Source organism: Rhizobium sp. YTUHZ045 (genome assembly GCF_051124255.1).
Taxonomy (GTDB): Bacteria; Pseudomonadota; Alphaproteobacteria; order Rhizobiales; family Rhizobiaceae; genus Rhizobium.
The window spans coordinates 322,194-345,315 of record NZ_CP101434.1; the positions used below are offsets into that span (position 1 = coordinate 322,194).

20 protein-coding genes and 2 pseudogenes are annotated in these 23,122 nt (G+C 62.0%); 6 read left to right on the forward strand and 16 right to left on the reverse strand.

Annotated elements, in window-relative coordinates:
• Window positions 1–143: 143 nt before the first annotated feature.
• The 8 genes from NMA58_RS28600 to NMA58_RS28635 all read right to left on the reverse strand — a co-directional run bounded on the left by NMA58_RS28600 (window position 144) and on the right by NMA58_RS28635 (window position 8,157).
• Complete coding sequence (locus tag NMA58_RS28600; protein ID WP_434714480.1) at window positions 144–902, reverse strand: fumarylacetoacetate hydrolase family protein; 759 nt, start codon at window positions 900–902, stop codon at window positions 144–146.
• 81 nt (window positions 903–983) lie between these two features.
• Window positions 984–2,363, reverse strand: coding sequence for an FGGY-family carbohydrate kinase (locus tag NMA58_RS28605; protein WP_434714482.1), 1,380 nt, complete (start codon window positions 2,361–2,363; stop codon window positions 984–986).
• Window positions 2,360–2,680, reverse strand: a complete 321-nt coding sequence (gene rhaM / locus NMA58_RS28610; protein ID WP_434714484.1) for an L-rhamnose mutarotase — start codon at window positions 2,678–2,680, stop codon at window positions 2,360–2,362. The genes NMA58_RS28605 and rhaM overlap by 4 nt, the downstream gene beginning before the upstream one ends.
• A complete protein-coding gene (locus NMA58_RS28615) occupies window positions 2,677–3,684 on the reverse strand; it encodes an ABC transporter permease (RefSeq protein ID WP_434714485.1) in 1,008 nt (335 codons plus the stop codon). Before NMA58_RS28615 ends, rhaM begins: the two co-directional genes overlap by 4 nt.
• Window positions 3,681–4,682, reverse strand: a complete 1,002-nt coding sequence (locus NMA58_RS28620; protein WP_434714486.1) for an ABC transporter permease — start codon at window positions 4,680–4,682, stop codon at window positions 3,681–3,683. Before NMA58_RS28620 ends, NMA58_RS28615 begins: the two co-directional genes overlap by 4 nt.
• Window positions 4,683–4,692: 10 nt before the next feature.
• Window positions 4,693–6,228 carry a sugar ABC transporter ATP-binding protein gene (locus tag NMA58_RS28625; RefSeq protein ID WP_434714487.1) on the reverse strand — a complete coding sequence of 512 codons (1,536 nt, stop codon included), beginning with the start codon at window positions 6,226–6,228 and terminating at the stop codon, window positions 4,693–4,695.
• 73 nt (window positions 6,229–6,301) lie between these two features.
• Window positions 6,302–7,297 carry a rhamnose ABC transporter substrate-binding protein gene (rhaS, locus tag NMA58_RS28630; RefSeq protein WP_434714489.1) on the reverse strand — a complete coding sequence of 332 codons (996 nt, stop codon included), beginning with the start codon at window positions 7,295–7,297 and terminating at the stop codon, window positions 6,302–6,304.
• On the reverse strand, window positions 7,294–8,157 hold the full coding sequence (locus NMA58_RS28635) for a DeoR/GlpR family DNA-binding transcription regulator (RefSeq protein WP_434714491.1): 864 nt from the start codon (window positions 8,155–8,157) through the stop codon (window positions 7,294–7,296). Before NMA58_RS28635 ends, rhaS begins: the two co-directional genes overlap by 4 nt.
• 197 nt (window positions 8,158–8,354) lie before the next feature.
• On the opposite strand from NMA58_RS28635, the gene NMA58_RS28640 reads away from it, so the two are divergent.
• Together NMA58_RS28640 and rhaI are read left to right on the forward strand one after the other, a co-directional pair.
• Entirely contained in the window at window positions 8,355–10,451 is a 2,097-nt protein-coding gene (locus tag NMA58_RS28640) for a bifunctional rhamnulose-1-phosphate aldolase/short-chain dehydrogenase (protein WP_434714492.1), read from the forward strand.
• 214 nt (window positions 10,452–10,665) lie between these two features.
• Window positions 10,666–11,958, forward strand: a complete 1,293-nt coding sequence (gene rhaI, locus NMA58_RS28645; protein WP_434714493.1) for an L-rhamnose catabolism isomerase — start codon at window positions 10,666–10,668, stop codon at window positions 11,956–11,958.
• A gap of 66 nt (window positions 11,959–12,024) precedes the next feature.
• Here rhaI and NMA58_RS28650 read toward each other — a convergent pair whose 3' ends face one another.
• Complete coding sequence (locus NMA58_RS28650) at window positions 12,025–12,483, reverse strand: carboxymuconolactone decarboxylase family protein (RefSeq protein WP_184459035.1); 459 nt, start codon at window positions 12,481–12,483, stop codon at window positions 12,025–12,027.
• Window positions 12,484–12,591: 108 nt separating this feature from the next.
• On the opposite strand from NMA58_RS28650, the gene NMA58_RS28655 reads away from it, so the two are divergent.
• Together NMA58_RS28655 and NMA58_RS28660 are read left to right on the forward strand one after the other, a co-directional pair.
• The gene (locus tag NMA58_RS28655; protein WP_434714494.1) at window positions 12,592–13,461 is read left to right on the forward strand and encodes a sigma-70 family RNA polymerase sigma factor; all 870 of its coding nucleotides are present in this window, start codon (window positions 12,592–12,594) and stop codon (window positions 13,459–13,461) included.
• Between the two features lie 171 nt (window positions 13,462–13,632).
• Window positions 13,633–14,841, forward strand: a complete 1,209-nt coding sequence (locus NMA58_RS28660) for an amidohydrolase/deacetylase family metallohydrolase (RefSeq protein WP_434714904.1) — start codon at window positions 13,633–13,635, stop codon at window positions 14,839–14,841.
• A gap of 24 nt (window positions 14,842–14,865) precedes the next feature.
• Here NMA58_RS28660 and NMA58_RS28665 read toward each other — a convergent pair.
• A pseudogene (locus NMA58_RS28665) lies at window positions 14,866–15,039 on the reverse strand (VapC toxin family PIN domain ribonuclease); the annotation flags it as partial.
• Window positions 15,040–15,128: 89 nt separating this feature from the next.
• Between NMA58_RS28665 and NMA58_RS28670 the strand changes: the two are divergent.
• A protein-coding gene (locus NMA58_RS28670; protein ID WP_434710177.1) for an IS630-like element ISRel6 family transposase occupies window positions 15,129–16,077 on the forward strand; the annotation gives its coding sequence in 2 pieces (ribosomal slippage) (window positions 15,129–15,464 and window positions 15,466–16,077; 948 coding nt in all).
• A gap of 2 nt (window positions 16,078–16,079) precedes the next feature.
• Here the strand turns inward: NMA58_RS28670 and NMA58_RS28675 are convergent.
• The 5 genes and pseudogenes from NMA58_RS28675 to NMA58_RS28695 form a co-directional block, all read right to left on the reverse strand.
• Window positions 16,080–16,361 (reverse strand): annotated as a pseudogene (locus NMA58_RS28675) (PIN domain-containing protein); the annotation flags it as partial.
• Window positions 16,358–16,612 carry a FitA-like ribbon-helix-helix domain-containing protein gene (locus tag NMA58_RS28680; protein ID WP_430958853.1) on the reverse strand — a complete coding sequence of 85 codons (255 nt, stop codon included), beginning with the start codon at window positions 16,610–16,612 and terminating at the stop codon, window positions 16,358–16,360. The pseudogene NMA58_RS28675 and the gene NMA58_RS28680, both read right to left, overlap by 4 nt.
• An 87-nt stretch (window positions 16,613–16,699) precedes the next feature.
• On the reverse strand, window positions 16,700–17,539 hold the full coding sequence (locus tag NMA58_RS28685; protein ID WP_434714496.1) for an IclR family transcriptional regulator: 840 nt from the start codon (window positions 17,537–17,539) through the stop codon (window positions 16,700–16,702).
• Between the two features lie 153 nt (window positions 17,540–17,692).
• Window positions 17,693–18,115 carry a type II toxin-antitoxin system VapC family toxin gene (locus tag NMA58_RS28690; RefSeq protein ID WP_434714497.1) on the reverse strand — a complete coding sequence of 141 codons (423 nt, stop codon included), beginning with the start codon at window positions 18,113–18,115 and terminating at the stop codon, window positions 17,693–17,695.
• The gene (locus tag NMA58_RS28695; protein ID WP_434714498.1) at window positions 18,115–18,363 is read right to left on the reverse strand and encodes a type II toxin-antitoxin system Phd/YefM family antitoxin; all 249 of its coding nucleotides are present in this window, start codon (window positions 18,361–18,363) and stop codon (window positions 18,115–18,117) included. The genes NMA58_RS28690 and NMA58_RS28695 overlap by 1 nt, the downstream gene beginning before the upstream one ends.
• A 115-nt stretch (window positions 18,364–18,478) precedes the next feature.
• Here NMA58_RS28695 and NMA58_RS28700 point away from each other — a divergent pair, with 115 nt between their 5' ends.
• Window positions 18,479–19,336 (forward strand): SDR family oxidoreductase, encoded by an 858-nt coding sequence (locus NMA58_RS28700; protein WP_434714499.1) that lies wholly within the window; start codon window positions 18,479–18,481, stop codon window positions 19,334–19,336.
• 97 nt (window positions 19,337–19,433) lie between these two features.
• On the opposite strand, the gene NMA58_RS28705 is transcribed toward NMA58_RS28700, so the two are convergent.
• A complete protein-coding gene (locus NMA58_RS28705) occupies window positions 19,434–23,042 on the reverse strand; it encodes a hydantoinase B/oxoprolinase family protein (protein ID WP_434714500.1) in 3,609 nt (1,202 codons plus the stop codon).
• Between the last annotated feature and the right edge of the window lie 80 nt (window positions 23,043–23,122).

A 23,122-nucleotide genomic window follows, 5' to 3' on the forward strand; every position in this document is an offset into this window, starting at 1 on the left:
GTTGGGGAGTGCCTCTGACATGCATCGGCCTCCCATCCACACCCGGTTCCTGCAAAACTAAACCTGGATTGTCAACTTACCTTTTCTCTGGAGAAGGTGAGACAGCGGGGAATTGCCGCGGCCGCGGGTATAACCAACGTTCATCATGTCTTCGATACCGAAAAACTTAGCCTGGCATCGCCGAAAAGGATGTCGATCTCGCCGGGTTCGGCCAGTTCGATCGCGCCGCTCAACGTGCCCGTTGTGATCAGCGCGCCTGCCTTAAGCGATGTTTGCGGACGCCAGCCGTCATTAGCGTAGTCGACCAGCCAAGTGAGAACGTCGCCCTTCGGATGCTGGGCAGGCCCGTCATAGATGGTGCGGCCGGCATGGGTGACCTTGAGCGGCGTGCCGCCGGCGGTATCGACAACGCTGTTGTCGAGCTTCGGGCCGAGCACATAGCCGCTGTTGCCGAGGCGGTCGGCGGCAAACAGCAGGAAGGAAACGCTGCCGCTTTCCCTGACGGCGCTGATCAGCAGTTCGGCGCCGAGATGGACAGTGGAAATCGCCTCGACCACGTCGGCGCGGCTGTACGGCTTGCCCGCGCGGATCGGCAGGTCCTTGCCGAGGCGCACGGCGATCTCGGTTTCGAATTTCAGCCCTGGATACCAGGAGATTTCAGCACCTGAGACGGCTTCGGCATAGGGATGCAGCGGAGCGCTGACGGCGTGGCCTTGCGGCGAAACCGTCACCTTCCATGCATTGCTGGAAATGCCGTCGGCCGCGGCGAGAAAGTGCTGCGCTTCCGTCGCCTGATGGAGATTGGCCGGCGACAGGAAGGCGCTGGTCGCCTCCTGTCTGCCGGCCCGCCGCAGACTGTAAAGCCTGGCTGCGAGGGCGCGCGGATCGAATGCTTCTGTCATGCTGTCTCCCCGACCTGAGTTTCGAGGCGCCACACTAACCGCAAGCCGGTGAGGAACAAGGGGGCGTTGCAGGAAAAGCTCCTATTCGATTTCCGCGAACCAGCGATCCCGATAGACCTTCAACCCGGCAATTTCGGACGGCGGAACATGTGTCTCGGCACCGGAGACTGGCCGGATGCCAGTCAGAAGTGCAGCCCCCTGGCTGGTGCCGGTGGAGCCTGGATGGGCGACGACAACACGGCCGGCGAGGGCGGCGAGCAGCTTAAGATAGGGTTCGTTCAGGGCAAAAGGCCCTTCGACGACAACAGGGCCCTTGGCGCCGATCAGCCCGAGGCAGGCATCGGTCATCAGCGCCAGATAAAGACAGGCAGCGGCATGACGCGCCTCGCGGCCTGCTCCCTCCGCGCCGATCCAGCGGCTTGCCTTTCCGGGAAAGGGTCCGGAGCCGGGGGCGACGTTGGGCAACAGCATCATGCCCTTGCCGATCACCGCACCGATCGCAGCCCAGGCGGCCTCGTCATCCACCGGACCGATCTCGGCCGAAAGAATTTCGAATTCCCGCCCGCCCATGAAACGCGAGGAGGGAACGGTGCGGCCATAGGCGTCGACGTTGGCAAGCGCATCGCGGCTCGGATCAAGATGGTCGAGCTCGCCGCCGACGCCGAAATTGATCACCCACGTGCCAGTGGAGACGACGGCGAAGGGCGCTTCGCGATGAACCAGATGCGGCAGCAGCGAGGCGTTGGAATCGTGGATGCCGCAATAGACCGGCACCGGCGCTGAAAGCCCGAGCGCGGCGGCAATCTCGGGCAGGACCGGGCCGAGCGCATCGAAGGCGGAACGGATCGGCGCCATCAGATCGCGGATGCCGAGCCGGTCGACGAGCGAGGAATAGCTTGATGTTTTCGGGTTCCAGAGGTCGGTGTGGCAGCCGAGCGACGTCAGTTCATTGGCGGGGACTCCGGTCAGTCGCGCCGTCCAGTATTGCGCATAGGTGAGGATGGTTGCGACCTCGGCGAAGTCTTCCGGAAAGGCGCTCTTCTGGTAGTGCAGCTGCGCGCCGACATTGAGGCCCATCGCGAGGCGCGGCGAGAAGGTTTCGCCGAAGGAGGGGCGCAAGGCCGTATAGGCATCGCGGATCGCCTCCGGATATTCATGTTCGTAGTCGATCACCGGCATGGCGAGCGCACCGTCCCGGTCGAGCAGCGCGGCTGCGGCGCCATGGGTGGTGATCGAGATGGCATCGAAGCCGGGTTCCCGCGCAAGGCTCTTCAGCGCGTCGAGGGCGAAGGACCAGAGCGCCTCGATATCGTAATGCGGGTAGGGACCGTTCTTGATCGCAATGTTCGGCCGCTTCAGGACGGCAATTTCGGCACCGGTCGCGCTGTCGAGCACGACGACCTTGGCGTTGGTCTTGCCGATGTCGAGGACGGCGATGCGGCGGTAGGAGCTGGCGGTCATGGCATATGGAAGAGGGTGACGAGGTCGCTTTGAACGGGCGAATTATCCGGATTGGTCGCCATGATGTCGGCCATATGAGCCCACCATTTCTTCATGACCGGATGGTCCGGCAAGCTCGCCATCGTGTGATCGGTTGGCCGCGTGAGAACACCGAACAGCGTATTGGTCTCGCGGTCGAGATGGATGGAATAGTCGCTGGCGCCCGACTGGTGCAGGAGATCCACCAGTTCCGGCCAGATCTCGTTATGCCGCTTGCGGTATTCGGCTTCCATGCCGGGATTAAGCTGCATCTTGAAGGCGTGTTTTTCCAGGGTCATCGGGAGCTCATGAGCTTGATGCGGCGGGCGAGGATCGGGATGGCGATGGTGATGATCAGAAGCAGGCCGATGAAGATCGACATGACGATGCCGGGCACGTTCAAGAGGCCGAGGCCGAAGGTGACGAGGCCCATGACGAAGGCGGCGATGACGACGCCGCCGATCGTGCCGGAGCCGCCGAGGATCGAGATGCCGCCGAGCACGACCATGGTGACAACTTCGAGCTCCCACCCTTGCGCGATCGACGGCCGGGTCGAACCGAGGCGCGAGGTCAGGCAGACGGCGGCAACACCGCTCATGACGCCGGTCAGCAGGAAGAGAATGAATTTGACGCGCTCGACCGGAATGCCGGAGAAGCGGGCGGCGAAATCATTGTTGCCGATCGCATAGACCTGCCGGCCGAAATTCGTCGCATGCAGCAGGATGGCGAAGAGGACCGCCAGCACGATGAACAGCACGAATTCGAAGGAGAACACCCAGAACACGTAGCCCTGGCCGAAATAGGCGAAATCGGCGGGGTACTTGCCGTAGGCCTGGTCGCCGAGCACGATATAGGAAATGCCGCGGAACAGGCTCATCGTGCCGATGGTGACGACGATCGACGGCAGTTTCAGCACCGAGACCAGCACGCCGTTGAAGATGCCGCAGGCGAGGCCGGTGCCGATGCCGATCGCGACCAGGCCCGGCGTGCCGACGCCGAGCTGGGCTGCCGCGCCCATCGCCGTTGAGGCGAGCGCGATGATCGCGGCGACGGAGAGGTCGATTTCGCCAGAGATGACGAGCAGCGCCATGGCGAAGGCGATCATCGCCTTTTCGGTGAAGTTGAAGGTGGCGTCCGAGAGGTTCCAGGCATCGAGGAAGTAGGGCGAGGCCACGGAATTGAAGATGAAGATCAGGACGGCGACACCGAAGAGCAGCACTTCCCAGCTTGCGACGATGCGGCGGAAGGGCGTGCCGAGGCGGTCGGGGATGACGCGCTTTTCGTGGGTGGATACGGTGCTCATGCTGCGGCCTCCGTTCTGATTTCGGCTGCGGCGCGGTCGCGCAGGATGATGCGGCCCCGGTTGCGCTCACGCCGGGCATTGAAGGCGACGGCGAGAATGATGACGGTTCCGGAGATTGCCATCTGCGTGAAAGGGGAAATGCCGATGACCGGCAGGGCGTTCTTGATGACGCCGAGGAAGAGCGCGCCGAGCACCGTGCCGGCGACCGAGCCGACGCCGCCGGCAATCGAGATGCCGCCGATGACGCAGGCGGCAACGCTGTCGAGCTCGAAGCCGTTGGCGATATCGACATAGGCGACGGCATAACGCGACACCCAGAGATAGCTGGAAAGGCCGGCGAGCGCGCCCGACAGCACGAAAGCGAGGAATTTCGTCCGGCCGGTATCGATGCCGGCATAGACGGCCGCCGTCGGATTGCCGCCGGTCGCATAGGCCGAGCGGCCGAACGGGCTGTAGCGCAGCAGCATGTACATCAGCGCGACGATGATGATCGCAACCCAGCTCAGCACCGGCAGGCCGAGGATCGGCGTGCGGGGAACGGCGAGGAAGGTCGGCGTCATCTGGTGTGCGTTCACCCAGGCGCCACCAGAGAGCACGAAGGCCATGCCGCGATAAATGGTGAGGGTGCCGAGGGTGACGACGATCGGCGGAATTTCAAGGCGCCAGACGAGGAAGCCGTTGATGGTGCCAAGGGCCGCGCCGATCACCACCGCCGCAAGAATCAGCACGATCAGCGGCAGGCCCGGAAAGGCCGCATTCATCATCGCGATTGCCATGCCGCTAAAGGCAAGGTTGGCGGCAACCGAGAGATCGATCGATTTCGTCAGGATGACTGTCATCTGGGCAAGCGCCAGGATGATCAGGATCGCGGTGTCGTTGAATATCCCGGCGAGATTGTCCGGTGTGGCGAAATCGGCGGCCCGCGTCGAGAAGACGGCAATCATTACCACGATGATGGCAAAGAGCAGGGTTTCGCGTTTTTTGATCAGTTTGGCCATGCTCATCACCTCATGCATTTCCGGTCGCCGCGCGCACCAGCGCTTCCGGCGAAAGCTGATCGCGCTCGAAGAGCCCGGCGGACAGACCTTCCTTCATGACAAGCACCCGGTCCGACATGCCGATGATCTCGGGCAGTTCGGAAGAGATCATGATGATCGAGAGGCCCTCTGCGGCAAGCTCGCTGATGAAGCCGTGGACGGCCGCCTTCGAACCGATGTCGATGCCCTTTGTGGGTTCATCGAGGATGATGACCTTGGGCATGGTGGCGAGCCACTTGCCGATGACGACCTTCTGCTGGTTGCCGCCCGACAGCGTGCCGACCGGCACGGAGAGGGCGGCGGCGCGCAGATCCAGCCGCTCGGCATATTTGCGGGCGAGCCCGAATTCTTCCGCCGCCTGCAGGAACCCCTTCCGCGAGGTGCGCGCCAAGGACGGCAGCGTCATGTTCTGGTAGATCGGCATCGGCAGCGCCAGGCCGTGGCGGCCGCGCTCTTCCGGCACGTAGACGATGCCGGCTCTGATCGCATCATGCGGCGAATTGATCGAAATTTCCCGGCCCTCGAGCGTCAGCCGCCCCGAGAGCGGCTTGGTGATGCCGAAGAGCGATTGCGCCAGTTCCGAGCGGCCGGCGCCGATCAGGCCGTAAATGCCGAGGATCTCGCCCTTGCGCAGCGTCAGCGAAATGTCGCGGAACTCGGTGCGGTGGCTGTATTTTTCGACCTCGAGCACCGGGCCGCCGATGGCAACCTCGATCTTCGGAAAAACGTTTTCGACGTCGCGGCCGACCATCATGCGGACGATTTCGTCCTGCGGCGTTTCCTTCAGCCGGCCCTGGCCGACGGCGCGGCCGTCGCGGAAGACAACGAAATCGTCGGCGATTTCGTAAAGCTCGTCGAACTTATGGCTGATGAACAGGATCGCCTTGCCCTGTTCCTTCAGACCCTTGATGATGCGGAAGAGATCGTCGATCTCCTTGCGGGAAAGGGCGGCCGTCGGCTCGTCCATGATGACGATGCGGGCCTCGATCGACAAAGCGCGGGCGATCGCCACCAAGTGGCGCTGCGCGATCGAGAGGTCCTTCAGCCGGATCGTCGGATCGATATTGCTTTCGAGCGCGGTCAGCAGCGTCTTCGAGCGGCTGTTCATCACCTGCCAGTCGATGGTGCGAAAGCGTGTGCGCGGCGCATGGCCGAGGAAGATGTTTTCGGCAACCGTCAACTCGTCGAACAGCACGGTTTCCTGATGGATAGCGGTGACGCCGGCATCGATCGCGGCCTGGGCGCTGGCGAAGGTCACTGTCCGGCAGTCGACCAGAATCTCGCCTTCGTTCGGCCTGTAGATGCCGGTCAGGATCTTCACGAGCGTCGACTTGCCGGCGCCGTTTTCACCGATCAGTGCAGTGACCGTGCCGGGATGGAGTGCGATGCTGACATTGTCCAGCGCCTTCACGCCAGGAAAGATCTGGGAGATGCCGCGCATTTCCAGAATGGCGGGGGCATCGCCGGTTTTGCTGTCCGTGACGGATTGTTGAAAGGCGGCGTTCATCGGCTTCTACCAGTGTCGAATGAGAAATCCCGGCGGCTATCGGGCCGCCGGGCTTTTATAGAGCTGCTTCGGATCAGAAGACCTTGGAGAACTGGTCGATGTTCGAAGCATTGTAGACGAAGGGATCGGCCATGGCGGCTTCGCCGTTGTCCCCAACCTTGATCTTGCCCATGCGGCCGGCGTTAATTTCGCTGCCCGGCTTGCCGTCGGTCTCACCCTTGACGAGGCGATAGGCGATCTGGGTTGCGGAGTAGCCGAGATCGATCGGGTTCCAGATGGCGAATTCCTTCGTGGCGCCCGACTTGATCGCGCCGGCCATTTCGGATGGCAGGCCGAGACCAGTGACGTAGACCTTGCCAATGAGACCCTTGTCTTCGACGACCTTCGAAGCAGCGAGAACGCCGACCGTCGTCGGAGCGACGATGACCTTAACGTTCGGATTCGACTTCAGCAGGCCTTCGGCTTCACGATAGGACTTGTCCGAGAGGTCGTCGCCATAGACCGTGGTGACGAGGTTGAGGCCCGGGAAATCCTTGAGCTGCTTCTTCATCTGGTCGATCCAGATGTTCTGGTTGGTCGAGGTGGTCGTGGCCGACAGGATGGCAAAGTCGCCCTTGCCGCCTTCCAGATGGTCCTTTGCGAGCGTCAGGCACATCTTGCCGATCAGCTCGTTGGACGAGGGGTTGAGCTGCAGGATGCGGCCTTCGGGTGCAACACCGGAATCCCACGAAATGACCTTGATGCCGCGCTGGGTAGCCTTCTTCAGCGCCGGAACGAGCGCGTCCGGATCGTTGGCCGAGACGGCGATGGCGTCGACGCCCTGAGCGATCAGCGAATTGATGACTTCGATCTGGCCTTCGGCCGTCGTCGACGTCGGGCCGGTGTAGATCACTTCCACGCCGCCGAGTTCCTTGGCGGCTTCCTGGGCGCCCTTGTTGGCGGCGTCGAAGAAACCGTTGCCGAGCGACTTCACGACAAGGCCGATCTTGATGTCCTTGGCACTGGCAGTGCCAGCCATCATGGCGATGGCGAGCGCTGCGCCGAGCGCCAGTGTCTTTGCAAATTTCATGTCACTTTCCTCCCATTAAGATTAGACGTCCACACCTCGGCGGCGCCTCTTGCGACCGACGAGGAATCCTCCTTCGCAAGCTGCGCCACCGGGCTGGCGACGACGAGCCGAACGCCGGCATTCTCGACCATGCGAGCCGCCTCGTCGGTAATCCCGTCATCGGTGATGATCGCAGAAACGCGGTCGAGCGCGCAGAGAATGAGGCTCGACCGGCGATTGAACTTGCTTGAATCGACCATGACGACGAGTTCGTCGGCCTGGTGCATCAGCTTCTGCTCGCTCTGGATGATGAGGGCATCCGCCTCCATGATGCCGAGCGGGCCGACGCCCTGCGCGCCGATGAACATGCGCCGCGCATAAAAATTGCGGATCGCGTCATTGTCGAAAGGCGACAGGATGAGGCTCTGTTCGCGATAGATCGCGCCGCCCGGCACCGTCACCGTGTTCTTGGAATGCTTCACCAGATGTTCGGCGATGGCAAAAGAGTTGGTCATCACCTGCATGCGGTGACCGGCCATGTAATGCACCATCTGGAAGGTGGTCGTGCCGCCATTGATGATGATGGCGTCACCCGCCTCGCAGAGATCGACGGCTGCGCGCGCAACTGCGCGTTTTTTATCGATGTTGACTGATTCTGAAACCCTGAAGGGCCGGCCGGCAAGATTGCCGAGCTGCGGCGGATGCACCGCTTCAGCGCCGCCGCGGACGCGGCGGATCTTGCCCTGCACATGAAGGGCCGCAATATCGCGTCGGATCGTCGCTTCAGAAGCTTCCGTCAACTCGGAAATGTCCTGGATCGTGACGACGGACTTTTCCTGAACGGCGCTTAAGATGATGCGATGGCGTTCGCGTTCGTGCATTGGGCTCCTCCTCTTGTCATATTTATTTCGTATCCGTTGGAGGCTGTCAATCACAAACGATCATAAATTTTCATATTGCGCTGCACAATAATCGAATTTGATCGTTTTCGATTGACAACCCTGCTTTTGATGCGCGATACCGTGAGCGAAAGGGCGCTGGGATTGCGGCGCCTTGCAAGCCTATATGGGAGGATGACATGGCGGCAAACGTCCGGCTTCTGGAAAACCGGTGGGATGATGGTTATGCGGCAGGCCTCGATGAGCCCGGCAAGCTGCTCTATCGCTCCAATCTGCTCGGTGCCGACAAGCGCATCACCAATTATGGCGGCGGCAACACCTCGGCCAAGGTGATGGAAACCGATCCGCTGACCGGCGGCAAGGTCAAGGTGCTCTGGGTCAAGGGTTCGGGCGGTGATGTCGGCACGATCAAGCTCGACGGTTTCGCCACGCTCTACCAGGATAAGCTGGAATCGCTGAAAGGCATCTACAAGGGTGTCGAGGATGAAGACCGCATGGTCGGCTTCCTGCCGCATTGCACCTTCAACCTGAATGCCCGCGCCGCCTCGATCGACACGCCGCTGCACGGTTTCGTGCCGTTCACCCATGTCGACCACATGCATCCCGACGCGATCATCGCAATCGCCGCATCGAAGAACTCCAGGGAATTGACCAAGCAGATCTTCGGTGACGAGATCGGCTGGCTGCCCTGGCGCCGTCCTGGCTTCCAGCTCGGCCTCGATCTTGAAGCTTTCGTCAAGGCGAATCCGAACGCCAAGGGCGTCGTGCTCGAAAGCCATGGTCTCTTCACCTGGGCAAACGACGCCAAGACCTGCTACGAACTGACACTCGATATCATCAACAGGGCGATCGAGTGGTTTGCCGGCCAGACCGAAGGCAAGATGATCTTCGGCGGCGCGGCCGTGCAGAGCATGCCGGTTGCCGAACGTCGCGCCGTCGCCGCGCGCCTGATGCCCGAGATTCGCGGCCGCATCGGCAAGCAGGAGCGCAAGCTCGGCCATTTCGACGATCAGGACGCCGTGCTCGAATTCGTCAATTCCAAGGAACTGCGTCCGCTCGGCGCGCTCGGCACCAGCTGCCCCGATCATTTCCTGCGCACCAAGATCCGCCCGCTGATCGTCGATTTCGACCCGGCCAAGCCGGATGTCGATGCGATTGTCGCCGGCCTCGACCAGGCTCTGGAAGATTACCGCGCCGATTACGCCCGCTATTACAACGACTGCAAGCATGACAATTCACCGGCGATGCGCGACGCCAATCCGGTGATTTTCCTGGTGCCGGGCGTTGGCATGCTGTCCTTTGCCCGCGACAAGGCGACGGCTCGCATTGCCAGCGAATTCTACGTCAACGCCATCAACGTCATGCGTGGCGCCTCGACGGTCTCGGAATATCAGGGACTGCCGGAGCAGGAAGCCTTTGACATCGAATATTGGCTGCTCGAAGAGGCGAAGCTGCAGCGCATGCCGAAGCCGAAGAGCCTTGCCGGCAAGGTCGCCTTCGTCACCGGCGGCGCCGGCGGCATCGGCCGGGCGACGGCCGCCCGCCTCGTCGGCGAGGGCGCCTGTGTGGTGCTTGCCGATATCGATCAGGCAGCACTCGAAAGCACAGAGGCCGATTTCGTCAAGAAATACGGTGCCGACTCCGTGCGCAGCGTCCAGCTCGACGTTACCAAGGAAGACGCGGTGATCGCCTCCTTCGCCGAAGCCTCGGTGGAATTCGGCGGCATCGATATCCTCGTCTCGAATGCCGGCATTGCCTCCTCCGCGCCGATCGAAGCCACCGAGCTTTCGACGTGGAACCGCAATATCGATATTCTGGCGACCGGCTATTTCCTCGTCTCGCGCGAAGCCTTCCGCCTGTTCCGCCGTCAGGCGCTCGGCGGCAACATCGTCTTCGTCGCCTCGAAAAACGGCCTTGCCGCCTCGCCGAATGCCTCTGCCTATTGCACCGCCAAAGCGGCCGAGATCCATCTCGCCCGTTGCCTGGCGCTGGAGGGGGCGGATGCGGGCATACGCGTCAACACCGTCAACCCCGATGCGGTGCTGCGCGGTTCGAAGATCTGGAGCGGCGAGTGGCGTGAACAGCGTGCGGCCTCCTCGAAGATCGAGGTCGACGAGCTGGAGGAACATTACCGCAAGCGGTCGATGCTGAAGCTCAACGTCTTCCCGGAAGATATCGCCGAGGCGGTCTACTTCCTGGCGTCAGATCTGTCGGCGAAATCGACCGGCAACATTATCAACGTCGACGCCGGCAACGTTCAGAGTTTTACGCGCTGATTTTGACTGGGGGCGGATGCGTCTGCCCCTCGCCCTAACCCTCCCCCCGTTCAGACGGGGAGAGGGGACTTGCCCAACGAAATGTTGGAGTGAGACGGAGACGGCGCGGCATATCCCCTTCTCCCCGTCTGAACGGGGAGAAGGTGCCGGCAGGCGGATGAGGGGCGGCCGCACGGCAGTTCCAATGTAGAAATTGCAGAACCGGGAGGAAAAAATGGCCGAGTTCAGGATCGCGCAGGATCTGGTCGCGAGCGAAAACGACAAGCGGGCAGCCGCGCTGAAAGCCGATTACGAGGCGCTGGGGGCGACGCTTGATCGCCGCGGCGTCGATATAGAGGCGGTGACACGCAAGGTGGCGGAGTTCTTCGTCGCCGTTCCTTCCTGGGGCGTGGGCACCGGCGGCACGCGTTTCGCCCGCTTTCCCGGCACCGGCGAACCGCGCGGCATCTTCGACAAGCTCGACGATTGCGCCGTCATCAATCAGCTGACGCAGGCAACGCCGAATGTGTCGCTGCATATTCCCTGGGACAAAGCGGATGCACGGGATTTGAAAGCCAAGGGTGATGCGCTCGGCCTCGGCTTCGACGCAATGAATTCGAACACCTTTTCCGACGCGCCGGGGCAGACTTATTCCTACAAATACGGCTCGCTTAGCCACACCGACGCGGCAACACGCGCCCAGGCGGTCGAGCACAATCTCGAATGCATCGAGATCGGCAAAGTGATCGGCTCCAAGGCGCTGACAGTCTGGATCGGCGATGGGTCGAACTTCCCCGGCCAGAGCAATTTCACCAAGGCCTTCGAGCGTTACCTCGCCTCGATGGCTGACATTTACAAGGCGCTGCCCGACGACTGGAAGCTGTTCTCCGAGCACAAGATGTACGAGCCGGCCTTCTATTCGACGATCGTACAGGACTGGGGCACCAACTATCTGATCGCCCAGACCCTCGGCCCCAAAGCCCAGTGCCTCGTCGATCTCGGCCACCATGCGCCCAACACCAATATCGAGATGATTGTCGCCCGCCTGATCCAGTTCGGCAAACTCGGCGGTTTCCACTTCAACGATTCGAAATATGGCGACGATGATCTCGATGCCGGCGTCATCGATCCCTACCGGCTGTTCCTGGTATTCAACGAGCTGGTGGATGCCGAACAGCGCGGCGTCAACGATTTCAACCCAGCCCATATGATCGACCAGTCGCACAATGTCACCGATCCGATCGAGAGCCTGATCAACAGCGCCAATGAAATCCGCCGCGCCTATGCGCAGGCGCTCCTCGTCGACCGCAAGGCCCTCGTGGGCTACCAAGAGGACAATGACGCGCTGATGGCGTCAGAAACGCTGAAGCGCGCCTATCGCGCCGATGTCGAGCCGATCCTCGCCGAGGCCCGCCGCCGCGCCGGCGGCGCGATCGATCCGATTGCTGCCTACCGCGCCAGCGGCTACCGCAAAAAGGTGGCGGCCGAGCGCCCGGCGTCGGTTGCCGGCGGCGGCGGCATCATCTGAGCTGCCGGGCTGAATAAAGGTGTGGTCGCCGGCAGCGTGGGGTGAAACGCTGCCGGCAATCGCCGATCACGGTTTCCAGGCGCCGGCGATCTGACGGGTTGCGATGTTCAGCCGATTCCAGACATTGATGTTGGCGATGGCGATGACGAGAGCCGCAAGGCTCCGGCCGTCATAATGCCGGGTCGCCTCGTCCCAGATCTCGTCAGGCACCGGGTCGGCGCGGTCGCTGGTGCGGGTCACCGCCTCGGTCAAGGCGAGAGCGGCGCGTTCAGCCTCGCTATAATAGGGGGCGTCGCGCCAGCCGGCGACGGCAAAGAGCCGCTCATCCGTTTCGCCGTGTTTGCGGGCAATGCGCCAATGACCATCGATGCAGACGCTGCAGCCGTTGATCTGGCTGGCGCGCAGATTGACGAGTTCGAGCAGCTTTGGCGAAAGGCCCGTTTCGGTCGGCACCTTGCTGAGTGCATTGAGCGCCTGCATGGCTTCTGGAAGCACGAGGGCGGGATTTCCCATTCTCTCCTGCATGATATGTCTCCTTGATGCGTTTAGGGTGCGACGATCCGCCGGCGCTGTCACACCGGCCCGGGTTCATTCGTCATTGATGTGACGGAACGCAGCGAAGGAATGTGACGGATGAACGAGAATAATTGGCTGGCCGATCAATTCGAAGCCAACCGGGCGCATCTGAAGGCGGCCGCCTATCGTATGCTGGGGTCGCGCAGCGAGGCCGAAGACGCGGTTCAGGAGACCTGGCTGCGGCTCACCCGCGCGGATAGGACTGACGTCGGCAATCTCGCCGGCTGGCTGACGACGGTGGTGGCGCGCATCTGCCTCGATATGCTGCGTGCCCGCAAGACCCGGCGCGAGGAGCCGCTGGAGACATCGGTCCATGCAGCGATCGCCGATCCGGCCAAGGATCCGGAACGCGACGCCGCCTTCGCCGATTCAGTGGGCGTGGCGCTGCTCGTCGTGTTGCAGACGCTGGCGCCTGCCGAACGGGTTGCCTTCGTGCTGCACGACATGTTCGATCTTCCCTTCGACGAAATTGCGCCGATTATCGGCCGGTCATCCGCCGCCGCCCGCCAGCTCGCGAGCCGTGCCCGCCGCCGGGTGCAGGGTGTGGACGAGACGCCGGATGTCGATCTCGGCCGCAAGCGAACGATTGCGGAGGCCTTTCTGACGGCTTCGCGCAACGGCGATCTGCAGGCGCTGATTGCCGTGCTCGCCCCAGATGTCGTGTTTCGCCTGGATGCGACGGCAGCGCGTTTCGGCGCCTTCGGCGAAAGACGCGGCGCATCCGAAGTGGCAGAGTTGTTCAAGGGCCGGGCGCAGGCGGCAGAGATCGCCATCGTCGACGGCGAGCTTGGCTTCGTCGTGCGCATCGCGGGTCAGATCCGCGTCGTGGTGGCGTTTACTATCGCCGACGACAGGATTGCGGCAATCGAAGCCATCGCCGATCGCGACCACCTCAAACGGCTTGAATATTCGATCCTGCGGGATTGAAATCGCTCGAAAAATTTGCCGCTCCTTGACGGCGAGTGCGGCTGAGAACGAGCGCGCTGCCGCCGTTCCCGTGCGGCTGGCTGCGCTTCATTTCTCTTGACAGCAGTCTCTTCGATTTTATCCTATTATAAGGATTAACATGTCATAACTATGGAATTTGCAAATATGATCATGTCGGGCGACCAGGCGAAGAAGCCGCTTCTCCTCACCAATGTCAGACCGACGGCTTTCGGTGCGGGCGCATCCGAGGGGGTGATCGACATTCTCGTCAATGCCGACGGCCGCATCGCCCGGATCGGTCCATCGCTTCCAGCCGCTGAGGATGTGACACGCATCGACGGCAAGGGGGCTTTCATTTCGCCGGGCTGGATCGATCTGCACGTGCACATCTGGCATGGCGGCACCGACATCTCCATCCGCCCGTCCGAATGCGGTCTCGAGCGCGGCGTCACCACCCTGGTCGACGCCGGTTCGGCCGGCGAGGCGAATTTCCATGGCTTCCGCGAGTATATCATCGAGCCCTCACGCGAGCGCATCAAGGCCTTCCTGAACCTCGGCTCGATCGGCCTCGTCGCCTGCAACCGCGTCGCCGAGCTCAGGGATATCAGAGATATCGATCTCGACCGCATTCTCGACGTCTACGCTGAAAACAGCGAGCACATCGTCGGCATCAAGGTGCGCGCCAGCCACGTCATCACCGGCTCCTGGGGTGTCACTCCCGTCAAGCTCGGCAAGAAGATCGCCAAGATCCTGAAAGTGCCGATGATGGTCCATGTCGGCGAGCCGCCGGCGCTTTATGACGAAGTGCTTGAAATTCTCGGCCCCGGCGACGTCGTCACCCATTGCTTCAACGGGAAGGCCGGTTCGAGCATCATGGAGGACGAGGATCTTTTCAATCTCGCCGAGCGCTGCGCCTCCGAAGGCATCCGCCTCGACATCGGCCATGGCGGCGCCTCCTTCTCCTTCAAGGTCGCCGAAGCGGCGATCGCGCGCGGGCTTCTGCCGTTCTCGATCTCGACCGACCTGCACGGCCATTCGATGAACTTTCCGGTCTGGGACCTGGCGACGACGATGTCGAAGCTGCTGAGCGTCGGCATGCCCTTCGACAAGGTCGTGGAAGCAGTCACCCATGCGCCGGCCTCGGTCATCAAGCTGCCGATGGAGAACCGGCTTGCCGTCGGCGCGCAAGCCGAATTCACCGTTTTCGACCTCGTCGAGTCCGAACTCGAGGCGACGGATTCGAATGGTGATGTCTCGATGCTCAACAAGCTGTTCGAGCCACGCTATGCGGTGATTGGTGGCGAGGCCGTCGCCGCCAGCCGCTACGTGCCGCGGGCGCGCAGGCTGGTGCGCCACAGCCACGGCTATTCCTACAGATAGAATCCGCCGCGAGGCGGGGTCCGATCATAAATTCTCCCGAGAGGCCTCAGGTGATCGATGGTTCCAGGGATTTACGACAGTCAGTCCCGCCGCCTCAAAGGGGCTTATATCGCGTGTCGCGACAACAAAGCCCTTCGAAGCGGCGATGGCGGCGATATATCCGTCCGGCGTCGGGAAGCCTTTGCCGTTCGTTCTAGAGCGGCTCATTGCTTATCGGAATCGGTTCTGGATTCCCAAATCAGCAGATTTGTGATTCATGATGGATGCTGGAATGGAGGCCAGCATCCATGACGCGACCCTATTCGAATGATCTTCGCGAGCGAGTCGTTGCAGCGGTTGTGGACGGTCAGAGCTGCCGGGTGGTGGCGGAGCGGTTCGACATAGCTGTCTCATCCGTGGTGAAGTGGTCACAGCGTTATCGGGCCACCGGCAGTGTGTCACCGGGCAAGATGGGCGGCCATCGCCGACGTGTGCTGGAGCCGCACCGCGCCTTCATCGTCGAGCAGATCGAGCAGACATCGCATCTGACGCTACATCGGCTGAAGGATGAGTTGGCCGCCCGTGGCGTGAGCGTCTCCCACAATGCCATCTGGCAGTTCATGCGCCGCGAGGGCTTGAGCTTTAAAAAAAACGCTGTTCGCCCTTGAGCAGGGCCGCGCCGACATTGCCCGGCGCAGAGCCCGCTGGAAAGCCTGGCAAGACCGCTTCGATCCGAAGCGGCTCGTCTTTATCGACGAGACCTGGATCCGCACCAACATGGCGCCGTTACGCGGGTGGGGGCCGAGGGGCAAAAGATTGCGCGGCTTTGCCCCGCATGGCCGCTGGCGCACCCTGACCTTCCTCGGCGCCCTACGCTGCGACAAGCTCACTGCGCCCTGCGTCTTTGACGGTCCCATCAATGGCGAATGCTTTCACGCCTATGTCCGCCAGCAGTTGATCCCGACCCTCAAACCTGGCGACATCGTCATCCTCGATAATCTCGGCTCTCACAAAGCCAAAGCCATCCGCGACGCCATCAGGGCCGTCGGCGCCAGGCTCTGGTTCCTGCCAAAATATTCCCCCGACCTTAATCCGATCGAACAAGCCTTCGCCAAGATCAAGCACTGGATGCGCCAGGCCCAAAAGCGAACCATCGAGGAAACCTGGCGCCATCTGGGCTTACTCGCCGACACCATCAAGCCAGAGGAATGCGCCAACTACTTCTCAAATGCGGGCTATGCTTCCGTCAAAACATGAAAGGCTCTAGCTCTGACGGCAAGGTTGGCATAATGCCGGGCCGCTCCGACGTCGAATGGCAATACCCGATCCCCAAAGAGTGCTAGTAAGCCGCCAAACATCTCGGTCAGGGCCGCTTTGCGTCGACCGTCCGGTAAGGCGCCGATGCCGAACATCAATTCGGCCAAGGTAACACTCGACAAATACAGCGTTTCCGCGGCTTGCTCGTTGAGCCACGCGCGCACAGCCAAACTGGGCGTCGGTTTCATCGTCTCGGAAAGCACATTCGTATCGAGTACGATCATTCAAATCTCAAGGGCTCCGCCGCCGCCCTTTCGCGCAGCTGATCAAGCACCTCGAGATCATCATTGGTCAGCGCCAATTGCCGGCCGAGTTCAGCCAAAGCGTCTCCCATGCGAATGCGCTGCTCGGGCTTTACGGCATTTTGCAGGATTTCGCGAACTTCCGCCTCGGTGCTGCGGCCATGCATCGCCGCCCGGACACGCAATGCGCGATGCACGTCATCAGGCACGTTTCGAACTGTCAGAACGGCCATATTCAGACCCCAAATGCTGTCAGTGACGTCAATATAGATGCAATGCAGTCAGAGGACAATCCTTCAAGGATCGTGTCCGAGCTCACGTCAGCGGTTGCGCCAACCCATCAGTTTTTCGATCCGCTCCGCAGAATTGCGCACTTGCGCCGTATAATGGTTCTCGTCGGAAAAGGCCTTCTGCTCCGGCAGCACGATCGAAATGGTGGCAACGCACTGGCCGTCGCGATCGCAGATCGGCGAGGCGATGCAGGCGACCGCATAATCGGATTCGCCGGCCTGGATCGACAGGCGCGCCTCGAAGGCCTTGCCGGCCGCTTCCGATAGGGTGCGCGGATCGATCTCGGCGCGGCCGGTCGGCGACGAGCGGGCGCAGCGTTTGAAAAGCTCGATGCGTTCCTCTTCGGGCAGATGGCCGACGAGCAGGCGGCCCGATGCGGTCCAGTTGAGCGGCACCCGGGTGCCGACGCGCGACGCCACCTGGAAGTGGCTCGGGCCATCCGCCATGGCAAGCACCAGCATGTAATCGCCGTCACGGCCGCAGACCTGCACGGTTTCGCCGGCCTGGCGACAGAGATCGTGCATTTCGTGGGTGGCGATACTCATGAAATCCAGCGACCGGGCATAGGCAAGCCCGTAATGATAAAGTCGGGCGCCGAGCCAGATCGAGCCATCCGCCTGGCGCGTCAGCATATTCTTTTCGACGAGGTCGTCGACGATGACGTAGACGGTCGATAGCGGCGCCTTCACCGCCTTGGCGATGGCATAGACGCCGGCCGGCGATCCTGTTTCATAGAGATGATCGATCACCTGAAGAGCGCGGTCGATGCCGCTGACGCGGGCGCGGCGCGCGCTCTTGCCGCCGGCTTCGCCGACAAGGCTCTCATCTTCGGAGTAAACTGCGGGCGATGTCTTTCCGTCCAATTTCATGCACCTCATGAACACTGCGACCATATTACATTACTATGGTACAGCGGTCGCTGTGGCAAATCGCAACATTTTGTAGGTTGATCGTCGGTCCGAATGTGGCGGCGGTGGAACCGGGAGACTGCGTGGTTTCCGCATCCGCCGATACCGCCGACCTCATAACAAGCGGTGACGCGCTCCGATGAGGCTGCAGGCTTTTGCCAGCCCCTTGTCCAGCGTGACGAGCGTGGCGTCGCTATCGATTGCGACGGCGAGATGCAGCGCATCACCGGCACGAAGACCGATATTGAACTGTTCGATCATTCGCGCCGCTTCGATGAAGTGCGCCCGCGATATCGGCAGGCACTCGAAGGTCGTCGAACATAGTTCCTTGAACAGCGCCAAAGCTTTGCTGCGATCGGCCGGATCGATCTGTCCGTTTCTCGCCTTGCGCCCGATGGCGCTTGAAAATTCGGTTATCGTCCAGCTGCTGACGGCGATCTCCTCGGATCGACGCTCCGCCAGCCATTGCTGCACGTCGTCCGTGCGGGTTTCGACCGTCCATGCGGCGACGAGGACTGATGTGTCGATGTAAAGCATCAATAACGATCGGTATCGCGCAGATCGCGAATGAAGGTCGCGGAATCGACCGGCTCGGCCGGTGGCTTCATCGAGGCCGTCAATGCTTTCAGCCGTTCGACATCGATCGGTTGTTTCGGCGTCTTCACCGGCACGAGCTGCGCCACCGGCTTGCCATGCCGCAATATCTCGACGGTTTCGCCGGCCTCCACCCTATTGAGCAACTCGCTCAGGTGGGCTTTTGCTTCCGCCAGGTTGACACGTGCCATCATATTGTCTCCGTGACCAATTTTCTGGTCATTTTATTCGGAAAGCGATGTGGCTGCAATGCCGTTGGAACAACCAGCCGCAGCCTGAGTTTGTCCCTCAACTAAGGAGGCTATAATGACGCATTATCCGACACCCCCTTTCCCGTCCCAGAAACAGCCGATGCCGGGTTTCACCGCCCAGATGGACCCGGTTCCCGACCATGGCGAAAAAACCTATCGCGGATCCGAACGGCTGAAGGGCAAGCGGGCGATCATTACCGGCGGCGATAGCGGCATCGGCCGCGCAGTGGCGATTGCCTATGCCCGGGAAGGCGCAGACCTGGTAATCTCTTATCTCGACGAGGATGAGGATGCCGACGAGACGAAGCGGCTCGTCGAACAGGCCGGGCGCAAGGCCGTGCTGGTCAGCGGCGATATTCAGGATCCCGCCCATTGCCGACAGATTGTCGAGACGGCGGTCAAGGAGCTCGGCGGTATCGACATTCTCGTCAACAATGCCGCGCACCAGGCAAGCTTCAAGAGCATCGACGAGATCAGCGACGAAGAGTGGGAACTGACCTTCAAAGTCAACATCCATGCGATGTTCTACCTGACCAAGGCGGCCGTCGCCCATATGAAGCCCGGCAGCGCCATCATCAACACGGCCTCGATCAATTCCGACAATCCGAACCCGACACTGCTGGCCTACGCGACGACAAAGGGCGCAATCCAGAATTTCACTGCCGGACTGGCCCAGCTTCTGGCCGAAAAGGGCATCCGCGCCAATGCTGTGGCGCCGGGGCCGATCTGGACGCCGCTCATTCCCTCGACGCTGCCCGAAGACAGCGTCAGCAATTTCGGCAAGCAGGTGCCTATGAAGAGGCCCGGCCAGCCGGCCGAATTGGCCACGGCCTATGTCATGCTGGCCGATCCCTTGTCGAGCTATGTCTCCGGCACGACCATCGCGGTTACAGGCGGCAAACCGATCCTTTAATGCATGTCGCCCGGAATTGGCGGTTCCGGGATGAAGGCATGCACGGATACAAGGATCTGAAGCGCGTAATCACGATCTGGTAGGATGCGCGCTTCAGTCACGGCTTGCCGTAGCCGCCGCCGGTCGGCGTCGTGACGATCACGGCGTCGCCGGCGGCGAGTATTGCCTGGTCGCAGCCTTCCAGCCTTTCGAGCTTGCCGTCCGCACGACGGATCTCGGTTTTCCCCAGTTGCCCGTCTTCCCCGCCGAAGAGGCCGAAAGGCCGAATCGTTCGGTGCGAGGAGAGAATGCTGCAATCCATCTTTTCCAGAAAGCGGATGGTCCGCTCGGTGCCGCTGCCGGAACTGTATCGTCCTTTGCCGCCGGAGCCGCGGCGGATGTGGAAATCCTCCAGCACGACGGGAAAGCGGAACTCCAGCACCTCGGGGTCGGTCAGCCGTGAGTTGGTCATATGCGTGTGCACGCCGTCCGCGCCGCTGAAGCCGGTGCCGTCGTTGAGCAGGCCGGCCGGGCCGCCGGAGCAGATCGTCTCGTAATATTGGTAGGTGGCGTTGCCGAAGGTCAGGTTGTTCATCGAGCCCTGGGCGGCTGCCAGCGTTCCGAGCGCCCCGAATAGCGCATTCGTCACATGCTGGCTGGTCTCGACATTGCCGGCGACGACGGCAGCCGGATAGGCCGGACGCAGCATCGAACCGTCCGGCACGATGATCCGGATCGGCCGTAGACAGCCGGCATTCATCGGAATCGCCTGCTCGACCATGACGCGGAAGACATAGAGCACGGCGGCGCGCGTCACCGGTTCCGGCGCATTGAAATTGGTCGGTTGCTGCGCACTCGTGCCGGTGAAATCGACCGTCGCCTCGCGCGCCTTCCGGTCGACGGTGATCTTCACCTTGATGACGGCGCCCTGATCGGTGGGATAGGTGAATTCGCTGTCGCTGAGGCGGACAATCACCCGGCGAACGCTCTCCTCGGCATTGTCCTGGACATGACCCATATAGGCTTCGACGACGTCGAGCCCGAAATGGGCGACCATCTTGCGCAACTCCTGAACGCCCTTTTCGTTGGCGGCGATCTGCGCCTTCACGTCGGCGAGGTTCTGAGCCGGGTTGCGGGCGGGATAAGGATGCTCCCGCAACATTGCGGCGAATTCGGCTTCGCGGAAACGGCCGTTGTCGACTAGTAGGAAGTTGTCGATCAGCACGCCTTCTTCATCGACCTTGGTCGCCCGCGGCGTCATCGAACCCGGCGCCTTGCCGCCAATATCGGCATGATGGCCGCGTGAGGCGACGTAAAACAGGATGGTCTCGCTGTCGTCGTCGAACACCGGCGTGACGACCGTGATGTCGGGCAGATGCGTGCCGCCGTTGTAAGGCGCATTGAGGGCGAAGACGTCGCCGGGACGAATGCGGCCTTCGTTGAGGCGGATGATCGTTTCGACCGAGCGATCCATCGATCCCAAATGGACGGGCATATGCGGCGCATTGGCGACGAGTGCGCCGGTGCGATCGAAGACGGCGCAGGAGAAATCGAGCCGCTCCTTGATATTGACCGAGTGAGCGGTGTTCTGCAGCGTCACGCCCATCTGTTCGGCGATCGCCATGAACAGGTTGTTGAAGACTTCGAGCATGACGGGATCGGCGCTGGTGCCGATCGCGGAATTGCGGGAGAGCGCGACCTCACGGGTGAGAACGATATGGTCGTGGCCGGTAAGCCGTGCCTGCCAACCGGCCTCCACGACGATCGTCTGATGCGCTTCGATGATGAGGGCAGGTCCCGCGACCACGGCGCCCGGCTTCAGCGCATCACGCCTGAAAATACCAGCCTGGTGCCAGGTTCCGCCGGAATAGAAGCGGGTCGTGCGCAGCGCTTGCGGCGTGAAGGTCGCCGCCTGGCCGTCCATCTCCTCGATATCGGCGCCGCCCCCGATGCCCTCGACTTCGATGGAGTCGACGACGACAGGCCGGTCGTCGAAGATGAAACCGAACTGCTTCTTATGGGCGGCGGCAAAGGCTTGCGTCATCTCCTCCTGTGGCCCGAAGGCGACCGGCAGCGCCGTGTCGGTGCCTTTATATTGCAGGTGCAGCCGGGTGACGACTTCCATATCGCCGGGCTCGACACCCTGCAGGATAAGTTCCCCGCGCACCTCTTTCTCCAGCTCGGCCCGGATGCCGCCGATTGTCGGCAGGGCGGCTCCGAGTTCCGTCAGCACCGCGCGCTGGCGTGTGGCGCGGATATCGGCGAGCCCCATGCCATAGGCCGAAAGAATGCCGGAGAAGGGGTGGATCAGCACCGTTTTCATGCCGAGGCTGTCGGCGACCAGGCAGGCATGCTGGCCGCCGGCGCCGCCGAAGCAGGTGAGCGCGTAATTGGAAACGTCATAGCCACGCTGGACGGAGATCTTCTTGATGGCGTTGGCCATGTTCTCGACAGCGATGGCGAGGAAGCCGTCGGCGACCTCTTCCGCCGTCCGCCCGCCGCCGATCTTTAGCGCCATCTCGGCAAAGGCCGCGCGCACCGTCTCGGCATCGAGCGGCTGGTCCTGCTCCGGCCCGAAGATTGCGGGGAAGAATTCCGGCAGCAGCTTGCCGGTCATGATGTTGGCGTCGGTGACAGCCAGCGGCCCGCCGCGGCGATAGGATTTCGGGCCGGGCGTGGCACCGGCCGACTCCGGGCCGACGCGGAAGCGTGAACCGTCATAACTCAGGATCGAGCCGCCGCCGGCTGCGACCGTATGGATCTTCATCATCGGCGCGCGCATGCGCACACCGGCGACCTCGGTCTCGAAAGCGCGTTCCAGCTCGCCGTCATAATGCGAAACATCCGTCGAGGTGCCGCCCATGTCGAAGCCGATCATCCTGTCGAAACCGGCGATGCGCGAGACCTCGACCGCGCCAACCACCCCGCCTGCGGGGCCGGAGAGGATCGCATCCTTTCCCTGAAAGAGATGCGCATCGGTCAGTCCGCCCGAGGACTGCATGAACATCAGCTTCGGGCCCTTTCCTTCGACGGCGCCGAGTTCGACGGCAACCTGATCGACATAGCGCCGGAGAACGGGGGACAGATAGGCGTCGACGACGGCGGTGTCGCCGCGGCCGACAAGCTTGATCAGCGGTGAAACGACATGCGACGGCGAGATCTGCGTGAAGCCGATGGCGCGCGCGATGGCGGCGGCCTGTTGTTCGTGCTCGGGATAGCGGTAGGCATGCATGAAAACGATGGCGACGGCGCGCAATCCCTGCGCATAGGCGACTTCAAGCGCGCGCCGCAGATCATTTTCTGAGAGGGGGCGTTCCACCGTGCCGTCCGCCAGTACGCGCTCGTCGGCCTCGATCACATCGGCGTAGAGCAGTTCCGGTTTGACGATTTTCTTGGCGAAGATATCGGCGCGCGCCTGATGGCCGATCTCCAGCGCATCGCGGAAGCCCTTTGTCGTCACCAGCAAGGTCGGGTCGCCCTTGCGTTCCAGAAGCGCGTTGGTGGCGACCGTCGTTCCCATCTTCACCGCGCCGATGAGCTCGGAAGGGATCGTCTGGCCGGGATTGAGGCCGAGCAATTCGCGGATTCCATGCACCGCCGGGTCGCGATAGGCTTCCGGATTTTCCGAAAGCAGCTTGTGGGCGACAAGCGAACCGTCGGGGCGGCGGGCGACGATGTCGGTGAAAGTGCCGCCGCGATCGATCCAGAAATCCCACTGTCCGCTCATCGTCCGACCTCCTTTTGAACTGAAAATTTATTGACGATTTATCGATAAAATGTCAACGTCGAGATGGTGATCTTGGAGGG

Bases quoted from the DNA above. Each gene is read 5' to 3' on its own strand.
- rhaS (WP_434714489.1), bottom strand. From the start codon at position 7,297: ATGAAATTTGCAAAGACACTGGCGCTCGGCGCAGCGCTCGCCATCGCC.
- NMA58_RS28690 (WP_434714497.1), bottom strand. From the start codon at position 18,115: ATGCTTTACATCGACACATCAGTCCTCGTCGCCGCATGGACGGTCGAA.
- NMA58_RS28650 (WP_184459035.1), bottom strand. From the start codon at position 12,483: ATGCAGGAGAGAATGGGAAATCCCGCCCTCGTGCTTCCAGAAGCCATG.
- NMA58_RS28705 (WP_434714500.1), bottom strand. From the start codon at position 23,042: ATGAGCGGACAGTGGGATTTCTGGATCGATCGCGGCGGCACTTTCACC.
- NMA58_RS28680 (WP_430958853.1), bottom strand. From the start codon at position 16,612: ATGGCCGTTCTGACAGTTCGAAACGTGCCTGATGACGTGCATCGCGCA.
- NMA58_RS28660 (WP_434714904.1), top strand. From the start codon at position 13,633: ATGTCGGGCGACCAGGCGAAGAAGCCGCTTCTCCTCACCAATGTCAGA.
- NMA58_RS28620 (WP_434714486.1), bottom strand. From the start codon at position 4,682: ATGGCCAAACTGATCAAAAAACGCGAAACCCTGCTCTTTGCCATCATC.
- NMA58_RS28635 (WP_434714491.1), bottom strand. From the start codon at position 8,157: ATGCACGAACGCGAACGCCATCGCATCATCTTAAGCGCCGTTCAGGAA.
- rhaM (WP_434714484.1), bottom strand. From the start codon at position 2,680: ATGACCCTGGAAAAACACGCCTTCAAGATGCAGCTTAATCCCGGCATG.
- NMA58_RS28700 (WP_434714499.1), top strand. From the start codon at position 18,479: ATGACGCATTATCCGACACCCCCTTTCCCGTCCCAGAAACAGCCGATG.
- NMA58_RS28655 (WP_434714494.1), top strand. From the start codon at position 12,592: ATGAACGAGAATAATTGGCTGGCCGATCAATTCGAAGCCAACCGGGCG.
- NMA58_RS28615 (WP_434714485.1), bottom strand. From the start codon at position 3,684: ATGAGCACCGTATCCACCCACGAAAAGCGCGTCATCCCCGACCGCCTC.
- NMA58_RS28600 (WP_434714480.1), bottom strand. From the start codon at position 902: ATGACAGAAGCATTCGATCCGCGCGCCCTCGCAGCCAGGCTTTACAGT.
- NMA58_RS28625 (WP_434714487.1), bottom strand. From the start codon at position 6,228: ATGAACGCCGCCTTTCAACAATCCGTCACGGACAGCAAAACCGGCGAT.
- NMA58_RS28605 (WP_434714482.1), bottom strand. From the start codon at position 2,363: ATGACCGCCAGCTCCTACCGCCGCATCGCCGTCCTCGACATCGGCAAG.
- NMA58_RS28685 (WP_434714496.1), bottom strand. From the start codon at position 17,539: ATGAAATTGGACGGAAAGACATCGCCCGCAGTTTACTCCGAAGATGAG.
- rhaI (WP_434714493.1), top strand. From the start codon at position 10,666: ATGGCCGAGTTCAGGATCGCGCAGGATCTGGTCGCGAGCGAAAACGAC.
- NMA58_RS28695 (WP_434714498.1), bottom strand. From the start codon at position 18,363: ATGGCACGTGTCAACCTGGCGGAAGCAAAAGCCCACCTGAGCGAGTTG.
- NMA58_RS28640 (WP_434714492.1), top strand. From the start codon at position 8,355: ATGGCGGCAAACGTCCGGCTTCTGGAAAACCGGTGGGATGATGGTTAT.